The organism is Geodermatophilus sp. URMC 64 (assembly GCF_053502555.1).
In genome coordinates, this window is record NZ_CP199955.1 from 2,851,916 (window position 1) to 2,872,509 (window position 20,594).

Annotated in this window: 16 protein-coding genes; 9 read left to right on the forward strand and 7 right to left on the reverse strand. The window is 75.0% G+C overall.

Going from position 1 to position 20,594, the window contains the following annotated elements; all coding sequences use genetic code 11:
• Window positions 1-558 precede the first annotated feature (558 nt).
• Window positions 559-1,419, forward strand: coding sequence for an adenylate/guanylate cyclase domain-containing protein (locus ACWIYF_RS13970; protein WP_448623428.1), 861 nt, complete (start codon window positions 559-561; stop codon window positions 1,417-1,419).
• Between the two features lie 13 nt (window positions 1,420-1,432).
• Here ACWIYF_RS13970 and ACWIYF_RS13975 read toward each other — a convergent pair whose 3' ends face one another.
• Window positions 1,433-1,987, reverse strand: a complete 555-nt coding sequence (locus tag ACWIYF_RS13975; RefSeq protein ID WP_448623429.1) for a cysteine hydrolase family protein — start codon at window positions 1,985-1,987, stop codon at window positions 1,433-1,435.
• Here ACWIYF_RS13975 and ACWIYF_RS13980 point away from each other — a divergent pair.
• The gene (locus ACWIYF_RS13980; RefSeq protein WP_448623430.1) at window positions 1,884-2,246 is read left to right on the forward strand and encodes a VOC family protein; all 363 of its coding nucleotides are present in this window, start codon (window positions 1,884-1,886) and stop codon (window positions 2,244-2,246) included. The genes ACWIYF_RS13975 and ACWIYF_RS13980 overlap by 104 nt on opposite strands.
• A gap of 60 nt (window positions 2,247-2,306) precedes the next feature.
• Here ACWIYF_RS13980 and ACWIYF_RS13985 read toward each other — a convergent pair whose 3' ends face one another.
• Window positions 2,307-2,954, reverse strand: a complete 648-nt coding sequence (locus ACWIYF_RS13985; protein ID WP_448623431.1) for a LysE family translocator — start codon at window positions 2,952-2,954, stop codon at window positions 2,307-2,309.
• A 151-nt stretch (window positions 2,955-3,105) separates the two neighbouring features.
• Here ACWIYF_RS13985 and ACWIYF_RS13990 point away from each other — a divergent pair, with 151 nt between their 5' ends.
• A complete protein-coding gene (locus ACWIYF_RS13990; RefSeq protein WP_448623432.1) occupies window positions 3,106-8,232 on the forward strand; it encodes a SpoIIE family protein phosphatase in 5,127 nt (1,708 codons plus the stop codon).
• A gap of 7 nt (window positions 8,233-8,239) precedes the next feature.
• Complete coding sequence (locus ACWIYF_RS13995) at window positions 8,240-8,941, forward strand: M50 family metallopeptidase (RefSeq protein ID WP_448623433.1); 702 nt, start codon at window positions 8,240-8,242, stop codon at window positions 8,939-8,941.
• 71 nt (window positions 8,942-9,012) lie between these two features.
• Here the strand turns inward: ACWIYF_RS13995 and ACWIYF_RS14000 are convergent, their stop codons facing one another.
• Both ACWIYF_RS14000 and ACWIYF_RS14005 read right to left on the reverse strand, forming a co-directional pair.
• A complete protein-coding gene (locus tag ACWIYF_RS14000) occupies window positions 9,013-11,382 on the reverse strand; it encodes a glycoside hydrolase family 65 protein (RefSeq protein ID WP_448623434.1) in 2,370 nt (789 codons plus the stop codon).
• Window positions 11,375-12,109, reverse strand: coding sequence for an HAD family hydrolase (locus ACWIYF_RS14005; RefSeq protein WP_448623435.1), 735 nt, complete (start codon window positions 12,107-12,109; stop codon window positions 11,375-11,377). Before ACWIYF_RS14005 ends, ACWIYF_RS14000 begins: the two co-directional genes overlap by 8 nt.
• Before the next feature lie 109 nt (window positions 12,110-12,218).
• Here ACWIYF_RS14005 and ACWIYF_RS14010 point away from each other — a divergent pair, with 109 nt between their 5' ends.
• The 3 genes from ACWIYF_RS14010 (at window position 12,219) to ACWIYF_RS14020 (ending at window position 14,473) form a co-directional block, all read left to right on the forward strand.
• Window positions 12,219-12,584, forward strand: coding sequence for a YciI family protein (locus tag ACWIYF_RS14010; RefSeq protein ID WP_448623436.1), 366 nt, complete (start codon window positions 12,219-12,221; stop codon window positions 12,582-12,584).
• Entirely contained in the window at window positions 12,581-13,828 is a 1,248-nt protein-coding gene (locus ACWIYF_RS14015) for an RNA polymerase sigma factor (protein ID WP_448623437.1), read from the forward strand. The genes ACWIYF_RS14010 and ACWIYF_RS14015 overlap by 4 nt, the downstream gene beginning before the upstream one ends.
• Before the next feature lie 99 nt (window positions 13,829-13,927).
• Window positions 13,928-14,473, forward strand: coding sequence for a YbhB/YbcL family Raf kinase inhibitor-like protein (locus tag ACWIYF_RS14020; RefSeq protein ID WP_448623438.1), 546 nt, complete (start codon window positions 13,928-13,930; stop codon window positions 14,471-14,473).
• 77 nt (window positions 14,474-14,550) lie between these two features.
• Here the strand turns inward: ACWIYF_RS14020 and ACWIYF_RS14025 are convergent, their stop codons facing one another.
• Window positions 14,551-15,366: a GNAT family N-acetyltransferase gene (locus tag ACWIYF_RS14025; protein ID WP_448623439.1), complete on the reverse strand. Its 816-nt coding sequence runs from the start codon at window positions 15,364-15,366 to the stop codon at window positions 14,551-14,553.
• Window positions 15,367-15,466: 100 nt separating this feature from the next.
• On the opposite strand from ACWIYF_RS14025, the gene coaA reads away from it, so the two are divergent.
• A complete protein-coding gene (gene coaA, locus ACWIYF_RS14030; RefSeq protein ID WP_448623440.1) occupies window positions 15,467-16,429 on the forward strand; it encodes a type I pantothenate kinase in 963 nt (320 codons plus the stop codon).
• A gap of 201 nt (window positions 16,430-16,630) precedes the next feature.
• Window positions 16,631-16,828: a DUF5999 family protein gene (locus ACWIYF_RS14035; RefSeq protein ID WP_448623441.1), complete on the forward strand. Its 198-nt coding sequence runs from the start codon at window positions 16,631-16,633 to the stop codon at window positions 16,826-16,828.
• A 64-nt stretch (window positions 16,829-16,892) separates the two neighbouring features.
• Here ACWIYF_RS14035 and gcvP read toward each other — a convergent pair whose 3' ends face one another.
• Both gcvP and ACWIYF_RS14045 read right to left on the reverse strand, forming a co-directional pair.
• A complete protein-coding gene (gene gcvP / locus ACWIYF_RS14040) occupies window positions 16,893-19,895 on the reverse strand; it encodes an aminomethyl-transferring glycine dehydrogenase (RefSeq protein ID WP_448623442.1) in 3,003 nt (1,000 codons plus the stop codon).
• 92 nt (window positions 19,896-19,987) lie between these two features.
• Window positions 19,988-20,563 (reverse strand): MerR family transcriptional regulator, encoded by a 576-nt coding sequence (locus tag ACWIYF_RS14045; RefSeq protein ID WP_448623443.1) that lies wholly within the window; start codon window positions 20,561-20,563, stop codon window positions 19,988-19,990.
• Window positions 20,564-20,594: the final 31 nt, after the last annotated feature.

Sequence of the window (20,594 nt, forward strand, 5' to 3'; positions counted from 1 at the left end):
GTCGCCGATACCCCTGTCATTCCGTCACTGTGACGCAATGACAGGGGTATCGGCGGACCGGGGAAGGGGTGGAAGTCCGGGCAGTGTGCGGTGCCGGTCGAGGTGGAGGGCGGCGGGTGCCGGGCGGATCACAACACCCGGTCCGTAGATGATCATGAAACGTGATGATCATGACAGGGGAGTCGGCGATCGATCGGCGGCCCGGCGCGTCAGGCCGGTCGGCGGCGGACGTCCGGCCCGCGGGGGCGCGCGACGAGACGTCCGTGCGCGACGCCGGCGTCGCCGACGGCCGGGCGCGGCCCGGCACGAGTCGGTGCGGCACCGGGATGTCGCACGCGTCGAGGCGCGGCGCGACACGTCACGGCGACGACGAGGCCGGTCCGGCGACCAAGATCACGGCCCCGTCCATGCTGCACCCGCTCCGCCGATAATCCACATTATGTCAACTTGACGGGAGGAACGGAGCACGGCCTGCCTCCCCGCCCCCGCTCTTCGTCACTACCGTGTCGTCACGTCACGGCGGCTGAGGAGACGCGGGTGGACGGTCAGCATCCACGGATGAAGAACCTGTCGGCCCCTGACGAGACCCTCTCCATCGAGAAGGGGTCGGCGAGCACGGTCAGGGTCGGCGAGATGGTCGTGGGCCGGCTCGTGCTCGAGCCGGGCTGGCGATGGTCGACACACGTCCGGCCCATCGCCGGGACCGCGAGCTGTCAGTTCCACCATGTCGGGTTCATGCTCTCCGGTGCCATGGGCGGCCGGATGGACGACGGCACCGAGTTCGAGATCAGGCCCGGGGACGTCTTCGACGTCCCGCCCGGGCACGACAACTGGGTCATCGGCGACGTGGAGCTCGCGGCCATCGTCTGGGGTGGCTGGCGCGGCTGGGGCAAACCGCCGGTCGGTGAGCGAGTGCTGACCACCATGCTGATGACCGACATCGCCCAGTCGACCGAGCGTGCGTCCGCGCTGGGCGACGCGGCCTGGGACCAGCTGCTCGACCGCCATCGCACCCTCGTCCGCGAGGTCCTCGAACGCTACCGCGGCACCGAGATCGACACCGCCGGCGACGGGTTCCTGACGGTGTTCGACGGCGCTGCGCGCGCGGTGCAGGCCGCGGTCGAGATCCGCGCCGCCGTCCGCGGCATCGGCCTCGACATCCGCGCCGGCATCCACGTCGGCGAGGTGGAACTGGTCCCCGGGGGGATCCGGGGGCTGGCGGTCCACGAGACCGCTCGCATCATGGCGCTCGGCGACGCCGGAGACATCCTCGTCTCCAGCACCACCCGAGAACTGGCTGCCGGCTCAGGACTCGCCTACCGGGACTGCGGGATCCACCACCTGAAGGGCATCCCCGAGCCACGCCGGGTCTTCCTGGCCGTCGCCACGGCGAACGACGAGGACGGCTCGGGCACGTAGCCGTTCGGTCAGCTCAGCCGCCGAAGGTCACGTCCTTGGTCTCCGCGACGGCGGCCGTGCGACCGGGTGCCGCCTGCTCCTGCCAGTACAGGTTGGTGTGCGCGATGACCTGGCCCGGCGGCGGCGCACCCCACGCGCTCAGGTCCTCGGTCGTGTGCGCGTCTCCGACCAGCGTGACGTCGTAACCCCGCACGAACGCGCCGTGGATCGTCGAGCGGATGCAGGCGTCGGTCTGCGCCCCGGTGACGACGAGGCGCCCCACGCCGGCCGCGGCCAGCACGTCCTCGAGGTCGGTGGCCTCGAAGGAGTCCCCGAAGGTCTTGTGCACCAGCGGCTCGGACTCCCGGCGGGTCAGCTCCGGGACGTACTGCCAGGCGTCACTCCCCTGCCGCAGGTGGTCGTCGGAGTGCTGCACCCAGACGATCGGCACGCCCTCGTCGCGGGCCCGGTCGACGAGCGCGCCGATGTTCGCGACGACGGCGTCGCGCTCGTGCGCCTCCGCCACGACGCCCTGCTGGACGTCGATCACGACCAGTGCGGTGCGGGGGCGGTCCGGCAGGGTGGTCATCGGGAGCTCCTTCGCTGGTCGCACGCGCTCACTCGGCCGGGTCACGGTAGGCCGGTCCACCGACAGGGCGACGAGTTCCGGCGAGCCCGGCCGCGTGCTGCTCAGCATCGACGTCCCGGACGTCGACGCCCTGCTCTCCCGGGTCGCGGAGCTCGGCGGCCGGGTCACCGGCGGGCCCACCGACATGCCGTGGGGTCAGCGGGTGCTGCACGTCCGGGATCCCGACGGCAACGCGGTCAACCTGACGCAGCGGCTCTGACCTCGCCCGGCCCCAGGGCGCAATTCCGTCACTGTGACGGATCGGGGCCCCTTCCCCCGGTCAGCGCGGCGTGGCCGCCACCCGGAGCCCCAGGCCCACCAGCACCGTGCCGCTGACCGCCTCGACGCGGGCCCGGATGCGCGGCCGGCGGAACCAGGCGCCGGCCCGCGCGACGCCGGCGGCCAGCGCCAGGTACAGCCCGGTCTCCAGGGTGACCTGCAGCAGGCCCAGCAGCGCCGTGGTGGTGAACACCGGACCGGAGGCGGGCACGAACTGCGGATAGAAGGCGATCATGAAGACGGCCGCCTTCGGGTTGGCCAGCTGGACGACGACCCCCTCGGCGAACGAGCCCCACCAGCGGCGCCGTCCCAGCGGCTCCGCCGTCGGCGCCTCGACCGCCGCGCCGGCCCTCCGCTCCCGCCAGGCGGTCCGCAGCGCCTTGAGGCCGAGGTAGAGCAGCACTGCCGCGCCGACGACGCGCAGCACCAGGTAGGCCACCTCCGAGGCGGCCACCAGGGTGGCGAAGCCGGCGCCGGCGAACAGCGCCCAGACGTAGAGGCCCAGCTCCAGGCCGAGCACCGTGGGGACGGCGGCGCGCAGGCCCCGCAGCGCCGCGCGCCGGAAGATCAGCGCCATCGCCGGCCCGGGCGAGGCGGAGATGAGGAGCACGGCCAGCACGAAGGCCGGCAGCGACCCGAGCACGTCCACGGCGGGATCGTGGCATCCCTCGCCCGGCGAGTCGATCGACTTCCCGGCTGGCAGAATCGGGCGCGTCGGACCGGTGAACGAGACCGACCCGTGGCGGAACCCTGCTACCGGACAGCGCGCCGAGCCGGGAGCACAGGGAGGTGGCCAGGGAATGGACGACCAGCTCTTCCGGAACGGCGGCGAGCTCGGCCGGGCCATGGCCGAACGGGACTGGAGCCAGACCGCCGTCGGCGCTCCGGAGACCTGGCCCACGGCGCTGCGCAACCTCGTGCGCATCGTCCTGACCTCGCGGTTCTCCATGTGGGCCGCGTGGGGCCCGGAGCTGACGGCCTTCTACAACGACGCCTACTGGCGCGACACCCTGCAGGCCAAGCACCCGTGGGCCCTGGGGCGGCCGGCGTCGGAGATGTGGGCGGAGATCTGGGAGGACATCGGCCCGCGCATCCGGTCGGTCCTGGACACCGGGGTCGCCACCTGGGACGAGGACCTGCTGCTGTTCCTGGAGCGCAGCGGCTACCCCGAGGAGACCTACCACACCTTCTCCTACAGCCCGGTCGACAGCGACGACGGCCGCACCGTGGGCATGCTCTGCGTGGTCACCGAGACCACCGGTCGGGTCCTCGGCGAGCGGCGGATGGCGACGCTGCGCGACCTGGCGGCGGCGGTCGCGTCCGCACGCACCGAGGACGACGTGCTGGGGGCCGTGGCCGACCAGCTGGGCCGCAACCCGGCCGACCTGCCGTTCAGCCTCACCTACCTGATCGACGACGACGGCACCGCCCGGCTGGGCGCGGCGGCCGGGATCGATCCCGGCTCCCCCGCCGCCCCTCGGGAGATCGGCGTCGACGACCCCGCGCCGGCCTGGCCGCTGGCCCGCATCCGCGCCGGCGAGCAGGTCGTCGTCGAGAACCTGGCCGCGCGGTTCCCGGGCCTGCCCACCGGCGCGTGGCACCGCCCGCCCCAGCGGGCCGTCGCCGTGCCGCTGACGTCGTCCGCGCAGGAGCACGGGCCGGTCACCGGGTTCCTCGTCGTCGGGTTGAACCCGCACCGCTCGTTCGACGACGCCTACCGCGGTTTCGTCGACCTGCTGGCCGGCCAGATCGCCTCCGGCCTGGTCACCGCCGGCAGCTACGAGGCCGAGCGCCGGCGCGCGGAGGCCCTCGCCGAGCTGGACCGCGCGAAGACCGACTTCTTCTCCAACGTCAGCCACGAGTTCCGCACGCCGCTGACGCTGATCATGGGCCCGCTCGCCGAGCTGCGGCACTCCCCCGCCCTCGACGAGGACGCCCGGGCGCGCGAGGAGATCGAGGTGATCGAACGCAACGCGCTGCGCCTGGGCAAGCTGGTCAACACGCTGCTGGACTTCTCCCGGCTGCAGGCCGGCCGGATCCAGGCACGCTTCGAGCCGGTGGACCTGGCCGCGACCACCGCGGAGCTGGCCAGCGTGTTCCGGTCGGCCGTCGAGCGGGCCGGGCTGCGCTTCGACGTCGACTGCCCGCCCCTGGACACCCCGGTGTTCGTCGACCGCGACATGTGGGAGAAGGTCGTCCTCAACCTGCTGTCCAACGCGGTCAAGTTCACCTTCGAGGGCGCGATCACCGTCGCGCTGCGCCGGGACGGCGACTCCGCCGTCCTCACCGTGCGGGACACCGGCACCGGTGTGCCGGCCGAGGAGCTGCCCCGGCTGTTCGAGCGCTTCCACCGCGTCGAGCGGGCCCGGGCCCGCTCGGGTGAGGGCAGCGGCATCGGCCTGGCGATGGTGCGAGAGCTGGTCGGGCTGCACGGCGGCACCATCGCCGTGGACAGCGAGGAGGGCGCCGGGACGACGTTCACGGTGACCCTGCCCCTCGGCTCGGCCCACCTGCCGCCCGAGCAGGTGGCCCCGGAGGCGTCCGCGGTGGGGGTCTCCGCGGCGGCCGCGCCGTTCGTCGCCGAGGCCCTCCGCTGGCTGCCGGGCTCCGGCGAGCCCGGCGCGCCGGCCGGGCCGCCGGTTCCCGGCGCCGATCCCACGGCCGGCCCGCTCGCCCTGGCGCCCGGGCGGGTGCTCGTCGCCGACGACAACGCCGACATGCGCGAGTACCTCTACCGGCTGCTCAGCCCCCGCTACCGCGTCGAGGTGGTGCCCGACGGCCAGGCCGCGCTCGAGGCGGCGCTGGCCGCCCCGCCGGACCTCGTCGTCAGCGACGTGATGATGCCGCGGCTCGACGGCATGGGCCTGGTCGCCGGGCTGCGGGCCGACGACCGCACGGCGCGCGTCCCGGTCCTGCTGCTGTCGGCACGGGCCGGCCAGGAGGCCGCGGTCGAGGGGCTGGCGGCCGGCGCCGACGACTACCTCGTGAAGCCGTTCTCCGCCCGCGAGCTGATGGCCCGGGTCGGGGCGCACGTCGAGCTCGGCCGGGTCCGCCGCGAGGCCGAGGAGCGCTTCCGCGCCATGGCCGACCTCGCCCCCGCGCTGATCTGGGTGACCGACGCCGGGGGACGGCGGGTCTTCCTCAACGCCGGCTGGCAGGAGTTCACCGGCTCCTCGGGCGCCGAGGACCTGCACAACGGCTGGCGCAGCCGGCTGCACCCCGAGGACCGGGACCGCTACCTCGAGGTGGTGTCCGCGGCGTCGGCCGGCCACCGGCCCTGGGAGGTCGAGTACCGGCTGCGCCGGGCCGACGGGGCCTACCACTGGCTGCTGGAGCGGGCGGTGCCGCTGGGCGGCGGCGACGGGCACACCGGGTACGTCGGCAGCTGCACCGACATCAACGCCCGGTACCAGGAGAGCCAGCGGCAGAGCCTGCTCGCCGGCGTGGGCGCGGCGCTCGACCGGGCCGCGGGCGTCGACGAGCAGCTCGGGCAGCTCGCTCGCCTCCTGGTCACGACCCGGCTCGCCGATGCGTGCGACATCCGGCGCATCGACGACGGCCGGCTGCGCCGCGCGGCCGTCGCCGCCCTCGATCCGGCGACCGAGGCCGTCATCGCCTCGCTCGACGAGGAGACGCCGCCGGTGCTGCAGGCGGTGGAGACCCGGCGCACGGTGGTGCTGCCGCCGGATCGCAGTGTGCCGGTCATCAGCTCGCGCGACGCCGGGCCCGCGGACCTGCGTCGGCGGTTGCTCGCGAACTCCCGGATGGCCGTTCCGCTCGTGGCGCACGGGCGGGTGCTGGCGGTCCTCGCCCTCGGCCGCCGTCCGGAGGCGCCCGGGTTCAGCAGCGACGACCAGGCGCTCGTCGAGGAGATCGCCGGCCGCGCCGCACTGGCGGTGGACAACGCGCTGCTGCTCGCCGACGAGCGGGCCAGCGCCGAACGGCTCTCCCTGCTGCAGCGCGCGACGGCGGCGCTGTCGGCCGCCACCACGCCCGGCCAGGTCGGCGCCACCGCGGCCGCCCACATCCGCCAGCTGCTCGGCGAGGGCAGCGCCGTCATGGTGTACGAGGTGGACGAGTCCCGCCGCGTGCTCACGTCGCTGCTGCCCGACGCGCCGCGCGCGGGCGCGCGCGCCCGCTGGGACGACATCCCGCTGTTCACCCCACGCCCGCTGACCCTGGCCGTGCGGGAGCGGCGCGCCCAGTGGTTCGAGGACCTGGCGGCGTGGCTGGCCGCCCGGCCCGACCAGCACCCGGACCTCGAAGAGAACATGCGGTCGCTGGGCATGTCCGGCGGGGTGGCGCTGCCCCTGGCGGTGCCCTCCGGTGTGGTCGGGGTGATCGGCGTCGGCCTGACCGCGCCGCGCCGGCTCACGGCCACCGAGCGCGCCACCCTGCTCGCGCTCGCCGAGCAGTGCGCCCAGGCCCTGGACCGCGCCCGCCTCTACCGGTCGGAGCAGCGCATCGCCGAGACGCTGCAGCGCAACCTGCTGCCGCAGGGTCTGCCGGCGCTGGACCGGCTCGCCCTCGCCGCGCGCTACCTGCCCGGCGCCGAAGGCACCCAGGCCGGCGGCGACTGGTACGACGTCGTGGAGCTCGACGACGACCGCGTCGCGATCGCGGTCGGCGACGTCGTCGGCCAGGGCCCCGCGGCGGCCGCGGTCATGGGCCAGCTGCGCAGCGCGCTCTCGACCGCCCTGCTCACCGGCAGCAGCCCGGCCGAGGCGCTGGAGATCCTGGACCGCTTCGCCGCGCGGCTGCCCGGGGCCACGGCGTCGACGGCCGCCTGCCTGGTCGTCGACCGCAGCCGCGGCGTCATCCGGTGGGCGCGGGCCGGCCATCCCCCGCCGCTGCTGCTCTCCGGCGGGCAGGTGCAGTTCCTCGCCGACGCCGGCACCGGCACCGTCCTCGGCGTGCACGGGCGGGCCCCGTTCGGCGAGGGCACCGCCGAGATCGAGCCGGGCGCCGTCCTCGTGCTCTACACCGACGGGCTCGTGGAGCGGCGCAGCGAGACGCTCGACGCCGGGCTCGACCGGCTGGCCGCCTCGGTGCGCCGGCACGGCGGGGAGCCGCCCCAGCAGCTGGCCTCCCTCGTGCTGCACGAGATCCTCTCCGACACCGACCAGCCCGACGACGTCGCGCTCATCGCCGCGCGGCTGATCCCCGCGCCGCTCGCGTACCGGCTGCCCGCCGACCCCGCGCGGCTGGCCGGGGTCCGGCGGACCGTCCTGGCCTGGGCGGCCGAGGCCGGGCTGGCCGAGGACACCATCGAGGACCTGCAGCTGGCGCTCGGCGAGGCCGTGGCCAACGCGGTCGAGCACGCCTACCGCGACGCGCCGGCCGGCGACTGCGCCTTCCGCGTGACCTGGCGGCCCGACGGCGCGGTGGACGTGCGCGTCGAGGACTTCGGCACGTGGCGGCCGGCGCCGGCGGACCCCGGCTTCCGGGGGCGCGGCCTGCTGCTGATCCGGCGGCTCGCCCAGGACGTCGTCGTCGAACCGACGCCCGGCGGGGGCACCACCGTCTGCTTCCGGGTGCCCGCCCGGACCGCCGGGCGGGAGGATTCCCGGGTCCGCCGTCCCTCGCTGTCCGCGGACGGCGGGAGCCCGGAGGCCCGGCTCACCGTGCACCCGGAGAGCGGCGCCGTCGAGCTGGCCGGCGAGCTGGACCTGCGGTCGGCCGGGACCCTGGGCCCCGAGCTGTTCGCCGCGCTGGAGGCCGCGCTGCCCGGCGAGGTCACCGTCGACCTCCGCCGGGTCACCTACCTGGCCAGTGCCGGGGTCGGCCTGCTGCTGGAGGCGGCGGCGCGGGCCGGCGCCGGCGACGGGGTGCTGCGCGTGCTCGTCGAGCCGGCCGGCTCCCCCGCCCGCGTCCTCGCGCTGGCCGGGCTGGACGACCTGCTCGCCGTGGCCGTCGACAGCAGGTAGGCCGGCGGTGCTCCTCGAGCGGTTCTGGGAGCGGGTCACCGCCGTCGTCCCGACGCTGGAGAGGAACGTGCTGCTCGCGGCCGCTGCGGTCGCGGCCCTGCTGGTCCTCTCCCCCGCGCTGTGGCGGATCACCCGCAACGTCGTGACCATCGCGCACGAGGGCGCGCACGGGCTGGTCGCGCTGGTGTGCGGCCGGCGGCTGGCGGGCATCCGGCTGCACTCCGACACCTCGGGGCTGACCGTCTCCGCGGGCCGGCCGACCGGCCTCGGCATGGTGCTGACCTGCGCCGCGGGCTACGTCGGGCCGGGGCTGTTCGGTCTCGGCGCGGCCGCGCTGCTGGCCACCGGCCACGCGGTCGGCCTGCTGTGGGCGCTGCTGCTCCTGCTGGCCCTCCTGCTGCTGCAGATCCGCAACTGGTACGGCCTGTGGTCGGTGCTGGTCACCGGGGTCGTCGTCTTCGCCGCCACGTGGTGGCTGCCGCCGACGGGCCAGGCCGCGTTCGCCGCCGTCGGCACCTGGTTCCTGCTGCTGGCCGCCCCGAAGACCGTGGTCGAGCTGCAGCGGGGACGGCGCCGGCGCGCGGTCCCGGACTCCGACGCCGACCAGCTGGCCCGGCTGACCCGCGTGCCCGCCGTCCTCTGGGTGGGCTTCTTCCTCCTCGTCGATCTCGGGACCCTCGCCCTCGGCGGCTGGTGGCTCGTCGGCTGATGCCGCATCGTTGTTAGGGATAACGGTCGCAGGAACGGCGCTGGGCGGCCCCCGTGATCCCGCTGTCGCCGCTAGTCCGACCGGGGGCGGCTGCGGCGGCGGGGCTCGGCGCCCTTGGGCTGGCGCACCGGCTCCACCGTCGGCGGCGGCGGGATCTCCAGCACCAGGTCCTCGTGGTCGACGGTGACCTGACGCCCGTGGTGGCGGATGTCGATCGGGTCGCCCTCGCGCAGCCGGTAGGTCGCCCGCTGCGGCTCGACGGTCACCGACAGGCAGCGGCCCTGGTAGACGACCCGGAAGCGCAGCCGGGTGATCCGCTCGGGCAGCCGGGGGGCGAACAGCAGTTCCCCCGAGTGGTCGCGCATCCCGCCGAACCCGGCGACGGCGACGGTCCAGCCGCCGGCCAGCGAGGCGATGTGCAACCCGTGCCCGGAGTTGTGGTGCAGGTTCTGCAGGTCGGTCAGTGCCGCCTCGCCCCAGTAGTCGTGGGCCAGCTGCAGGTGCCCGGTCTCGGCGGCCACCACCGCCTGCTGCGCCGCCGACAGCGACGAGTCCCGCACGGTGCGCGCCTCGTAGTACGCGAAGTCGGCGATCTTCTCGTCCAGGGTGAACGCGTCCCCGCGCAGGTGCAGGGCCATGACGAGGTCGGCCTGCTTGATCACCTGCTTGCGGTAGATGTCGTAGTACGGGAAGTGCAGCAGCAGCGGGTACTTGTGCGGCGGGGTGTTCTCGAAGTCCCACTCCTCGTGGTGGGTGAAGGCGTCGGACTGCATGTGCACCCCGCGCTGGGTGTCGTAGGGCACCGCCATGAGCGAGGCCGCCCGCAGCCACGTCTCGACCTCGGCGTCGCTCACGTCGAGCCGGCCGGCGACGTCGGGCTGCCGCTTGACCGCGTGTGCCGCCTCGCGCAGGTTCCGCTGCGCCATGAGGTTGGTGAAGACGTTGTTGTCCACGACCGCCGTGTACTCGTCCGGCCCGGTCACCCCGTCGATCCGGAACCCGTGCTCGACGTCGAAGTGGCCCAGCGACGCCCACAGCCGGGCGGTCTCGATGAGCAGCTCGGCGCCGAAGTCGCGGTCGAAGTCCTCGTCGAGCGTCGCGTGCCAGTAGCGGACGACGGCGTCGGCGATGTCGGCGTTGATGTGGAAGGCCGCCGTCCCCGCCGGCCAGTACCCCGACGTCTCCTCGCCGCGGATGGTGCGCCACGGGAAGGCGGCGCCGCGCAGGCCGAGGACCCGGGCGCGCTCGCGGGCCTTGTCCAGCGTGGAGTGCCGCCAGCGCAGCGCGTCGCGGGCGGCGCCGGGCGCGGTGTAGGTGAGCACCGGGAGCACGTAGGTCTCGGTGTCCCAGAAGGTGTGCCCGTCGTAGCCGGGTCCGGTCAGCCCCTTGGCCGGGATCGGCTGGCGCTCGGCGCGCAGGCCGGCCTGCAGGACGTGGAACATGCCGACCCGCACGGCCTGCTGCAGCTCGTCGTCGCCGTCGATCTCGACGTCGGCCTCGTCCCAGTGCTGGTCGAGCAGCTCGCGCTGCTCGCGCAGCAGCCTGTCCCAGCCGGCCAGCTTCGCGGTGGCCAGCGCCGCCTCCACCTGGTCGCGCAGCGCGGCGCCGGAGCGGCGGGAGGACCAGCCGTAGGCCAGGTACTTCACGATCCGCAGCGAGCTGCCCTGGGGCAGCCGGGCGGCCAGGGTCCACCGGGCGAGGTCGCCGGTGGCCTCGATGTCCTCGGTGCTGGTGTCGGGCACCTCGAGGTAGTGGTCCATGCCGGCCGCGATGCGCAGCCGGCTGCGCTGCGTGCGGTGCACGAGGACGGCGCGGCGGCCGCGCGCCACGGCGATCTCCGACTGCAGCGGCTTGGCCAGCGCGGCCGCCGCACGCGGGTCCTCGACCTCGCTGGTGGGCGCGTCCTCGTTGGCCAGCAGGTCCGACTGCAGGGCCACGTAGAGGTCGCCGAGCTCGTCGGCGACCTCGACCTGGTACTCGATCGCGGCGATCGACCGGCGGACCAGGGACACCAGCCGGGTGCTGGTCACCCGCACCGTGCGGCCGCTGGGCGAGCGCCACTCGGTCAGCCGCCGCAGCACCCCGTTGCGCAGGTCGAGCGTGCGCCGGTGCTCGAGGATCTCGCCGTAGTTGAGGTCCAGCGGGGAGTCGCGCACCAGCAGCCGGATCAGCTTGCCGTCGGTGACGTTGACGACCGTCTGCCCCTGCTCGGGGAAGCCGTAGCCGGCCTCGGCGTAGGGCAGCGGCCGCTCCTCGAAGAAGCCGTTGAGGTAGGTGCCGGGGACGACGACCGGCTCGCCCTCCTCGAACGAGCCGCGCATCCCGATGTGCCCGTTGGCCAGCGCGAACACCGACTCGTGCACGCCCAGCGAGGAGTGGTCGAGGCCGACCTCGGTCAGCGACCACGGCTCGACCGGGAACGAGGCCCGCCCCTCAGTCACCGTCGTCCCCCATCAGCTCCGCGAGGTCGGTGACGACGACGTCCGCCCCGTGCTCCTTGAGCTGGTCGGCCTGGCCGACCCGGTCGACGCCGACGACGTAGCCGAAGTCGCCGGCCCGGCCCGCGGCCACGCCGGAGAGCGCGTCCTCGAAGACGACCGCCTGCGCCGGCTCGACGCCCAGCGCCCGCGCGCCGGCGAGGAAGGTGTCCGGCTGCGGCTTGCCGCGCAGCCCGTCGCGGGCCGCGACGATGCCGTCGACGCGGGTGTCGATGAGGTCGGCGAAGCCCCCGGCCGACACGACCTGCTCGCCGTTGGCCGAGGCGGTGACGACGGCCGTGGCCAGGCCGGCGTCCTTGACCGCGCGCAGGTAGCGCATCGAGCCGGGATACACCTCCACGCCGTGCTCCTCCAGCTCCTGGAGGACGGCGTCGTTCTTGCGGGTGGCGATGGCCTGCACGGTGCCGGCCTCCCACGGATCGCTGGGGCTGCCCTCGGGCAGGTGGATCCCCCGGCTCTCCAGGAACGCGCGGACGCCGTCGGCGCGCGGCCGGCCGTCGACGTAGCGGTTGTAGTCGAGCTGGGTGAACTCCGGCGCCCCGGGTTCCCGCTCGGCCAGGAAGGCGTCGAAGGTCCGCTTCCAGGCGGCGAAGTGCACCGTCGCCGTCCGGGTGAGGACGCCGTCGAGGTCGAACAGGCACGCGCGGATGGACTCCGGGAGACCGAGCACGCTGCGACGCTACCCAGGAAAAGTTGCCGCTGACCTGTCGATCGGCGTGATCCCGGACGTCGAAGAGCTGCAGGCCGGAGAGCCCGGCCCCACCACGGAGGTATGACAGATGCCGCAGTACCTGTTCCTGCTCTACGACGACGAGACCCGCTGGGCCGCGCCGACCGACGAGGAGATCGCGGCGGAGATGGGCCGGCACGGCGCGTTCGCCGAGGCGGTCGCCGCGGCCGAGGGCGCCCAGATCCTCGGCGGCAGCGCGCTGCAGTCGACGCATACCGCGTCCACGCTGCGCCGCGACGCCGCCGACGCCGAGCCCGTGCTCACCGACGGCCCGTTCGCCGAGACCAAGGAGGCCCTCGGCGGCTACTACCTGATCGAGGCGCGCGACCTCGACCAGGCGCTCGAGCTGGCCCGGCAGTGCCCGGTCAGCCAGGGCGGGGTCGAGGTGCGACCCGTCTGGCAGTTCGGCGAGTGACGGCAGGGGACGCCGTCGGGACGGCGCTGGAGCAGGCGCACCGGTCGCAGTGGCCGGTGCTCGTGGCGACGACCGTGCGCCTGCTGCGCGACCTCGACGCCGCCGAGGAGTGCGTCCAGGACGCCTTCGCCGCCGCGCTGCGCACCTGGCGCACCGACGGCGTCCCCGCCAACCCCGCCGCCTGGCTGACCACGGCCACCCGCAACCGGGCGACCGACCGGCTGCGCCGGCTGGCCACCGAGCGCCGGGCGCTGCCCGCCCTGGTGGGCGAGGTGGAGCGGATGGCCCGGGACGGCGCCCCTCCCCCGGCTCCGGACGACGCCGCCGACGAGGGTGCCGACCTGCTTCGCCTGGTGCTGCTCTGCTCGCACCCCGCCCTCTCCCCCGAGGCCCGGCTGGCGCTCACCCTGCGCGCGGTGTGCGGCGTGCCCACCGCCCAGATCGCCCGCGTGATGCTCACCTCCGAGCCGACGACGGCGGCCCGGCTGACGCGGGCGAAGAAGAAGATCGCCACCGCCGGGATCCCGCTGCGGCTGCCCGGCCCCGACGACCGGGCCGCCCGCGTCGCCGGCGCGCTCGACGTCGCGCACCTGGTGCTGACCTGCGCGCACGAGTCGCCCGGCGCCGACGACGGGCTGGCCGCCCGCGCGCTGCTGCTGGCCCGGGCGCTGGTCGCGCTGGTCCCCGAGGAGACCGAGGCGCGCGGCCTGCTGGCCCTGGCGCTGCTCACCGGCGCGCGCAGCGACGCCCGCCGCGCCGCCGACGGATCGGTGGTCCTGCTGGCCGACCAGGACCGTGGCCGGTGGGACCGCGCCGCCGTCGCCGAGGGCCTGGCGCTGGTGCGCTCGCTGATGCCGCACCCCGCCGGCCGGTTCACGCTGCAGGCGGCGATCGCGGCGGAGCACGCGCGGGCGCCGGACGCGGCCGCGACCGATTGGCCGCAGGTGCTGCGCCTCTACGACGCGCTGCTGGCCGAGTGGCCGACCCCCGTGGTGGCGCTCAACCGCGCCGTCGCGGTCGCCGAGGTCGACGGCCCGATGGCCGGGCTGCGGGCGATCGAGGCCGTCGCCGACGACCCGGCGCTGGCCCGCTACCCGTGGCTGCCCGCCGCCCGGGCGGAACTGCGCCGCCGCAGCGGCGACCAGGCGGCCGCCGCGGCCGACTACCGCCGCGCGCTCCTCCTCGCGGTCGACGCCGGTGACCGCGCCTTCCTGCAGGGGCGGCTCGCCGAGCTGACTGGTTGAGCGCTGCACCGCCGGCGGGCGGGCTCTTGTCCCCGTGCCTAGGGTCGCGGTCAGGACGGCGAACGCCGTTCCCGCACACCCGAGACCGAGGAGCTCCCGATGGCCGACCGGCCCGTGCCGCCGAACCCGTACGACTTCCTGCCCCAGGTGCCGAGCTTCTCCGTCACCAGCACCGAGTGCTCCGAGGGCCAGACCCTGCCGATGCCGCACACCAGCGGGCGGTTCGGGGTCGAGGGTGGCGAGGACCGCTCCCCCCAGCTGTCCTGGTCGGGTTTTCCGGAGGAGACGCGGGGGTTCGCGGTCACCTGCTACGACCCGGACGCCCCGACGGTGAGCGGCTTCTGGCACTGGGTCGTCACCCGGATCCCGGCGTCGGTCACCGAGCTGCCCAGCGGCGCGGGCGAGGAGGGCGGCGCGAACCTGCCGGAGGGCGCGTACATGCTGCGCAACGACGGCGGCTTCGCCGGGTACATCGGCGCGGCCCCGCCGGCCGGCCACGGGCCGCACCGCTACTTCTTCGTCGTCCACGCGCTCGACACGGACGACATGGGCGTGCCGGCGGAGGCGTCGCCGGCCTTCCACGGGTTCAACCTGTACGGCCACACCCTCGCCCGCGCGACCCTCGTCGCGACCTACGAGCAGTAGAAGGACGCCCTGCCCCCCACGCCTCGCACGCTCGGCGGGGGACCCTGCAGGGGGGCCTGCCCGGGACGGGGCCGGGGCTAGAGGGCCTGGTCGGGGGGCTCCGCGACGCCGGTCGTGGCGAGGCGGGCGAAGCCGACCCGCTCGTAGACGCGGGCGACGTCGTCGTCCCCGGCGGTGAGGAAGACCAGGTCGGCGGTCTCCCGGGCGTGCGCGGTCAGCGCGGAGGCCAGCGCCGCGCCCAGGCCGCGGGCCCGCAGCCGCGGCAGCGTCGCGACGCCGACGATCTCGGAGACCTCGGTGCCGTCGACGTCCACCGGCTGGTGCGACCCCACGGCGACCGGCTCGTCGTCCTCGACGGCCACCATCATCACGGTGCGGCCGGCGGCGATCCGCTCGCGCAGCGCCGCCGTCCGCGCCGCCGCCTCGTGGGAGGTGTCCGGCGGGCCCTCGACGACCTCGCGCCGGCCGCCCGGGTGGGCGAAGGCGACCGTGGCCACCCGCTCGTAGCGCGGCAGGGCGGGGTCGTCGGCGCCGACGAGGTAGAGCCGCACGCCGGAGGGCAGCAGCAGCTCGACCGGGTCGTCGGCCACGAGCAGCGGCAGCTCGTCGACCGCGAGCCCGGCCTCGCGGGCCACCCCGGCGACCTCCGGCGACCGCTCGACGATCCACTCCACGCCGACCGGCAGGCCGCCGCTCTCCTGGAGCAGCACCGCGGCGCGCAGGTCGTTGGGCGTCACCTTGCCGGCGCCGGGGCGCGGCCGGGCGGGATACGGCCAGGCGGTGTCGCCGATCGGCACGTCGAGCGCGCCCGCGGCCTCGACCCGGGCGTCGGGCAGCGGCGCGGCGGCGAAGTAGCGCTCGATGCAGTCGAGCATCCCGCGGCGGGTCGGCACACCGGCACAGTAGACGGACCGCGCGGCCGGACGCCGGGATCCGGGCGATCCGGACCGCTCCCCCACCCGGCCGGGTGACCCCGGGGACGGGGACGGCACCATGTCAGGCGTGACGGCCGGTACGCGACACCAGATCTCGCCCTACGCCGTGTTCGACCGCGGCTCGTGGCGAGCGCTCGCCGCCGGCTCCCGGCTGCCCCTGGACGAGGCCGGGCTGCGCTCGCTGGCCTCGCTCGGCGACCGCATCGACCTCGACGAGGTGGCCACCGTCTACCTGCCGCTGGCCGGGCTGCTGGACCTGCACGTGACGGCCAGCCGCCGGTTGTGGGCCGCGCAGCACGCCTACCTCGGGGACTCCACCGAGAAGGTGCCGTTCGTCATCGCCGTCGCCGGCAGCGTCGCCGTCGGCAAGAGCACCACCGCCCGCCTGCTGCAGACGCTGCTGGCGGCCGGGCCGGGCCGCCCGCGCGTCGACCTGGTCACCACCGACGGGTTCCTGCTGCCCAACGCCGCCCTCGAGGCCCGCGGCCTGCTCGGCCGCAAGGGCTTCCCGGAGAGCTACGACCGGCGGGCGCTGCTGCGCTTCCTCGCCGACGTGAAGTCCGGCCGGCCGGAGGTGTCCGCGCCGGTGTACTCCCACCAGTCCTACGACATCGTGCCCGGCGCCCGGCAGACGGTGGACCGGCCCGACATCCTCGTGCTCGAGGGCCTCAACGTGCTGCAGGCCGGACAGCGCGCCGACGGGACGGCGCCGGAGGTGTTCGCCTCCGACTTCTTCGACTTCTCCGTCTACGTCGACGCCGCCGAGGCCGACATCCAGCAGTGGTACGTCGACCGGTTCCTGGCGCTGCGGCGGACGGCGTTCGCCGACTCCTCGGCCTACTTCCACCGCTTCGCCGACCTCTCCGACGAGCAGGCCCGCGAGACCGCGCTGGGCATCTGGGCGGCGGTCAACGGGCCGAACCTGCGGTCCAACATCGCCCCCACGCGCTCACGTGCCCGGCTGGTGCTGCAGAAGTCCGCCGACCACTCCGTGCGCCGGGTGCTGCTGCGCAAGCTCTGAGGCCGCGCGCGCCGTCGGCATGCTGCGCCGCGTGCCGCGCGTCCCGCCATGGCGAGACCTGCCCACCCGTCGGGGTGACGTCGTGGCTTTCGTCACCTGACAAGGGCGTGTGAGCACGAGCACACTTCAGGAAGTCCCGTAACGGGACGAATACGAACAGTAATTCCGGCCGACCCGCCGTGCTCTTCCCAGGGGGATCCGATGTGCCACCACACGACTGCGTGCCCTGACGCCGACAGCGAGAGCCGTGACCTCGCCGCCGTGCTCGTGAGCCACCCGGAGCAGGGTTGGCGCCTGCTCTGCAACGGCGTCGTCCTCTTCGACGACGACGGCCAGCTGCTCCCGGACGGCCGGGCGTTCGGCGACCACCACACCTGGCGGACCCCCGAGCTCGTCTGACAGAGGACCCCGCTGCCCCCCGTCGCTCGCACGCTCGCGCCGGGCCCCTGCAGCGGGGCCATCCCTACGCCTGGCCGGCCACTACGTCGGCCGTCGTCCCCAGGTCGTCGGGCGCGCCGTCGGCACGGGCGACGTCGCGCTGACCGGCGAGGTCGGCCGCGATCTCGGCCGGGTCCGGCTCGGCGAACGCCTCCGGCGACGGGCACGCGCACACCAGGTGCCGGTCGCCGTAGGCCTGGTCGATGCGCCGCACCGGGCTGAGGTACTGCCGCGTGCGCAGCCCCGGCACCGGGTGCACCGCCACGCTGCGCGGATAGGGACGGTCCCACTCCCCCGCCACCATGGCCAGCGTGTGGGGGGCGTTGCGCAGCGGGTTGTCGGCCTTGTCGTACTCGCCCGTGGCGACCTTCTCGATCTCCGCGCGGATCGTCGCCATCGCCTCGACGAACCGGTCGAGCTCGCCCTTGTCCTCGCTCTCGGTGGGCTCGACCATCAGCGTCCCCGCGACCGGGAAGCTCATCGTCGGCGCGTGGAAGCCGAAGTCGATCAGCCGCTTGGCGATGTCGTCGTTGCTCACGCCGGTCGCCTTGGTCAGCGGGCGGATGTCGAGGATGCACTCGTGCGCCACCAGCCCGGTCGCGCCCGTGTAGAGCACCGGGTAGTGCTCCCGCAGCCGGGCCGCCACGTAGTTGGCGGCGAGGATCGCGTGCTCGGTGGCCTGCTCGAGGCCGTCGGGGCCCATCAGCCGCAGGTACGCCCACGAGATGGGCAGGATCCCGGCCGAGCCCCACGGGGCGGCGGAGACCGCCGGCCCCTGCCCGCCGGTGTCGGCCAGCGGGTGGCCGGGGAGAAACGGCACCAGGTGCTCGGCGACGCCGATCGGGCCGACCCCCGGGCCACCGCCGCCGTGCGGGATGCAGAACGTCTTGTGCAGGTTGAGGTGGCTGACGTCGGAGCCGAACCGCCCCGGCCGCGCCAGGCCCACCATCGCGTTGAGGTTGGCGCCGTCGACGTAGACCTGACCGCCGGCGTCGTGCACCGCCGCGCAGATCTCCTGCACCTCGGTCTCGAACACCCCGTGCGTCGACGGGTAGGTGAGCATGATCGCGGCGAGCCGCTCGGCGTGCTGCTCGACCTTCGCGCGCAGGTCGGCCAGGTCGACGTTGCCGGCGTCGTCGCAGGCCACCACGACGACGCGCAGGCCGGCCATGACGGCGCTGGCCGCGTTGGTGCCGTGCGCGGAGCTCGGGATCAGGCAGACGTCGCGCTGGTCGTCGCCGCGCGAGCGGTGGTAGCGGTGGATGGCCAGCAGCCCCGCGAACTCGCCCTGCGAGCCGGCGTTGGGCTGCACGCTGACCGCCGCGTACCCGGTGATCTCGGCGAGGTCGGCGCACAGCTCGTCGATCAGCCGCCGGTACCCGCGCGTCTGCTCGGCGGGGGCGAACGGGTGGATCCCCGCGAACTCCGGCCAGGTCACCGCGGCCATCTCCACCGCGGAGTTGAGCTTCATGGTGCACGAGCCGAGCGGGATCATCGTGCGGTCCAGCGCGAGGTCCTTGTCCGACAGCGACCGCAGGTAGCGCATCAGCTCGGTCTCGGAGCGGTGCGCCGAGAAGACCGGGTGCGTGAGGAACGGCGTCGTGCGGCGCAGCTCCGGCGGGAGCGCGTCGGCACCGCCGTCGGGCAGCTCGCCCGGCGTCACGCCGAAGGACTCCGCGACCGCCCTCAGGATCTCCGGCGTCGTCAGCTCGTCGCAGGCGACCGAGACGGTGTCGGCGTCGACCTGCCGGAGGTTGATCCGCCGCTGCGCGGCCGCGGCGACGACGTCGGCGGCCCGGCCCGGCACCCGGACGGAGAGGGTGTCGAAGAAGGACTCGTGCACGAGCTCCAGGCCGCCGGCGGTCAGCCAGCCGGCCAGCGCCTGGGCGCTGCGGTGCACCCGGGCGGCGATCGCGGTCAGCCCCTCGGCGCCGTGGTAGACGGCGTACGCGCCGGCCATCACCGCGAGCAGCACCTGGGCGGTGCAGATGTTGCTGGTCGCCTTCTCGCGGCGGATGTGCTGCTCGCGGGTCTGCAGCGCCAGCCGGTAGGCGACGTCGCCGTCGGCGTCGACCGAGACGCCGACCAGCCGCCCGGGCAGCTGCCGGGCCAGGCCCTCGCGCACCGACAGGTAGCCGGCGTGCGGGCCGCCGAAGCCCAGCGGGACGCCGAAGCGCTGGGTGGTGCCGCAGGCGACGTCGGCGCCCCACTCCCCCGGCGCCTCCAGCAGGGTCAGCGCCAGCAGGTCGGCCGCGACGACGACGGCCGCCCCGGCGTCGTGCGCGGCGGCGGCGAGCGCCCGGTGGTCGCGGACCGCGCCGCTGGCCCCCGGGTAGGACAGCAGCACGCCGAAGGCACCGGCCTCGGGCAGGTCGGCGGGCCAGCCGGCGGAGAGGTCGGTGACGTACAGCCGGATGCCCAGCGGCTCCGCGCGGGTCTCCAGCACGGCGAGGGTCTGCGGCAGCGTGTCGGCGTCGACGACGAAGACGGCGTCCGGCTTCGCCCGGCCGGCGCGGCGCACCAGCGTCATCGCCTCGGCCGCGGCGGTCGCCTCGTCCAGCATCGAGGCGCCGGCGACCGGCAGGCCGGTCAGGTCGGCGACCATCGTCTGGAAGTTCAGCAGCGCCTCGAGCCGGCCCTGGCTGATCTCCGGCTGGTAGGGCGTGTAGGCGGTGTACCAGGCCGGGTTCTCGAGGATGTTCCGCTGGATCACCGCCGGGGTGACCGTGCCGTGGTACCCCAACCCGATCATCGAGGTGTAGACCACGTTGGCCTCGGCGCGCTCGCGCAGCTGGGCCAGGACGGCGAACTCGTCGGCGGCGGGCGGCAGGTTCAGCGGCGCGCGGTCGCGCACGCCCTCGGGCACGGTGGCGTCCACCAGCGCGTCCAGGGAGTCGAAGCCGACGGCGGCGAGCATGGCCGCCGTCTCGTCGGCGCGCGGGCCGATGTGGCGGGCAGCGAAGGAACCGGAGGGGTCCAGGGCGGCCAGCGAGGGCAGCGACCCGGTCAGTGGTGCACGGTCGGTCACTACCTGCACGCTACCAGCGGGCGCGAGGTGCCAGCCGGAGGCGACCCAGGGGTACGGCACCTGGCCGCGGTGTCGGCCGGAGGCCGAGCGAACTACACAGCCGCTCGGCGGGCGCGGCGGCGCTGGGACAGCTCGTCGTCCCCGTGGTGCGCCGGGCCGCCGTCGAGCCGCTCGGCGGGGAGCTCGGCGATGTCGCCGGAGAGCTCGCGCAGCGCACCGGAGACCGCGATGCCGAACACGCCCTGCCCGCCGGCGAGCAGGTCGACGACCTCCTCGGCCGAGGTGCACTCGTAGACGGTCGCCCCGTCGGAGAAGAGGGTGACGTTGGCGAGGTCCTTGATCCCGCGGTTGCGCAGGTGGTCGACGGCCTTGCGGATGTTCTGCAGCGAGACGCCGGTGTCGAGCAGCCGCTTGACCACCTTGAGCACGAGGATGTCGCGGAAGGAGTACAGCCGCTGGGTGCCCGAGCCGGTGGCGGTGCGCACCGACGGGGCGACCAGGCCGGTGCGGGCCCAGTAGTCGAGCTGGCGGTAGGTGATCCCCGCCGCGGCGCACGCGGTGGGACCGCGGTACCCCACCAGGTCGGTGTCCACCTCGTCGTAGGCAGGCGCGCCGACCGCGGCGTCGCTGAAGAGCTGACCCTGGGAGCCGTTGCTCTGGTCGCTCACGTCCAGCGTCCTCCTCATGTCCCGGCCCGCA

What these genes read in the sequence shown, in the direction of transcription:
- ACWIYF_RS13970 (WP_448623428.1), top strand. Translation starts at nt 559, where the DNA reads ATGAAGAACCTGTCGGCCCCTGACGAGACCCTCTCCATCGAGAAGGGG.
- ACWIYF_RS13980 (WP_448623430.1), top strand. Translation starts at nt 1,884, where the DNA reads ATGTTCGCGACGACGGCGTCGCGCTCGTGCGCCTCCGCCACGACGCCC.
- ACWIYF_RS13975 (WP_448623429.1), bottom strand. Translation starts at nt 1,987, where the DNA reads ATGACCACCCTGCCGGACCGCCCCCGCACCGCACTGGTCGTGATCGAC.
- ACWIYF_RS13990 (WP_448623432.1), top strand. Translation starts at nt 3,106, where the DNA reads ATGGACGACCAGCTCTTCCGGAACGGCGGCGAGCTCGGCCGGGCCATG.
- ACWIYF_RS14010 (WP_448623436.1), top strand. Translation starts at nt 12,219, where the DNA reads ATGCCGCAGTACCTGTTCCTGCTCTACGACGACGAGACCCGCTGGGCC.
- ACWIYF_RS14020 (WP_448623438.1), top strand. Translation starts at nt 13,928, where the DNA reads ATGGCCGACCGGCCCGTGCCGCCGAACCCGTACGACTTCCTGCCCCAG.
- coaA (WP_448623440.1), top strand. Translation starts at nt 15,467, where the DNA reads ATGTCAGGCGTGACGGCCGGTACGCGACACCAGATCTCGCCCTACGCC.
- ACWIYF_RS14035 (WP_448623441.1), top strand. Translation starts at nt 16,631, where the DNA reads ATGTGCCACCACACGACTGCGTGCCCTGACGCCGACAGCGAGAGCCGT.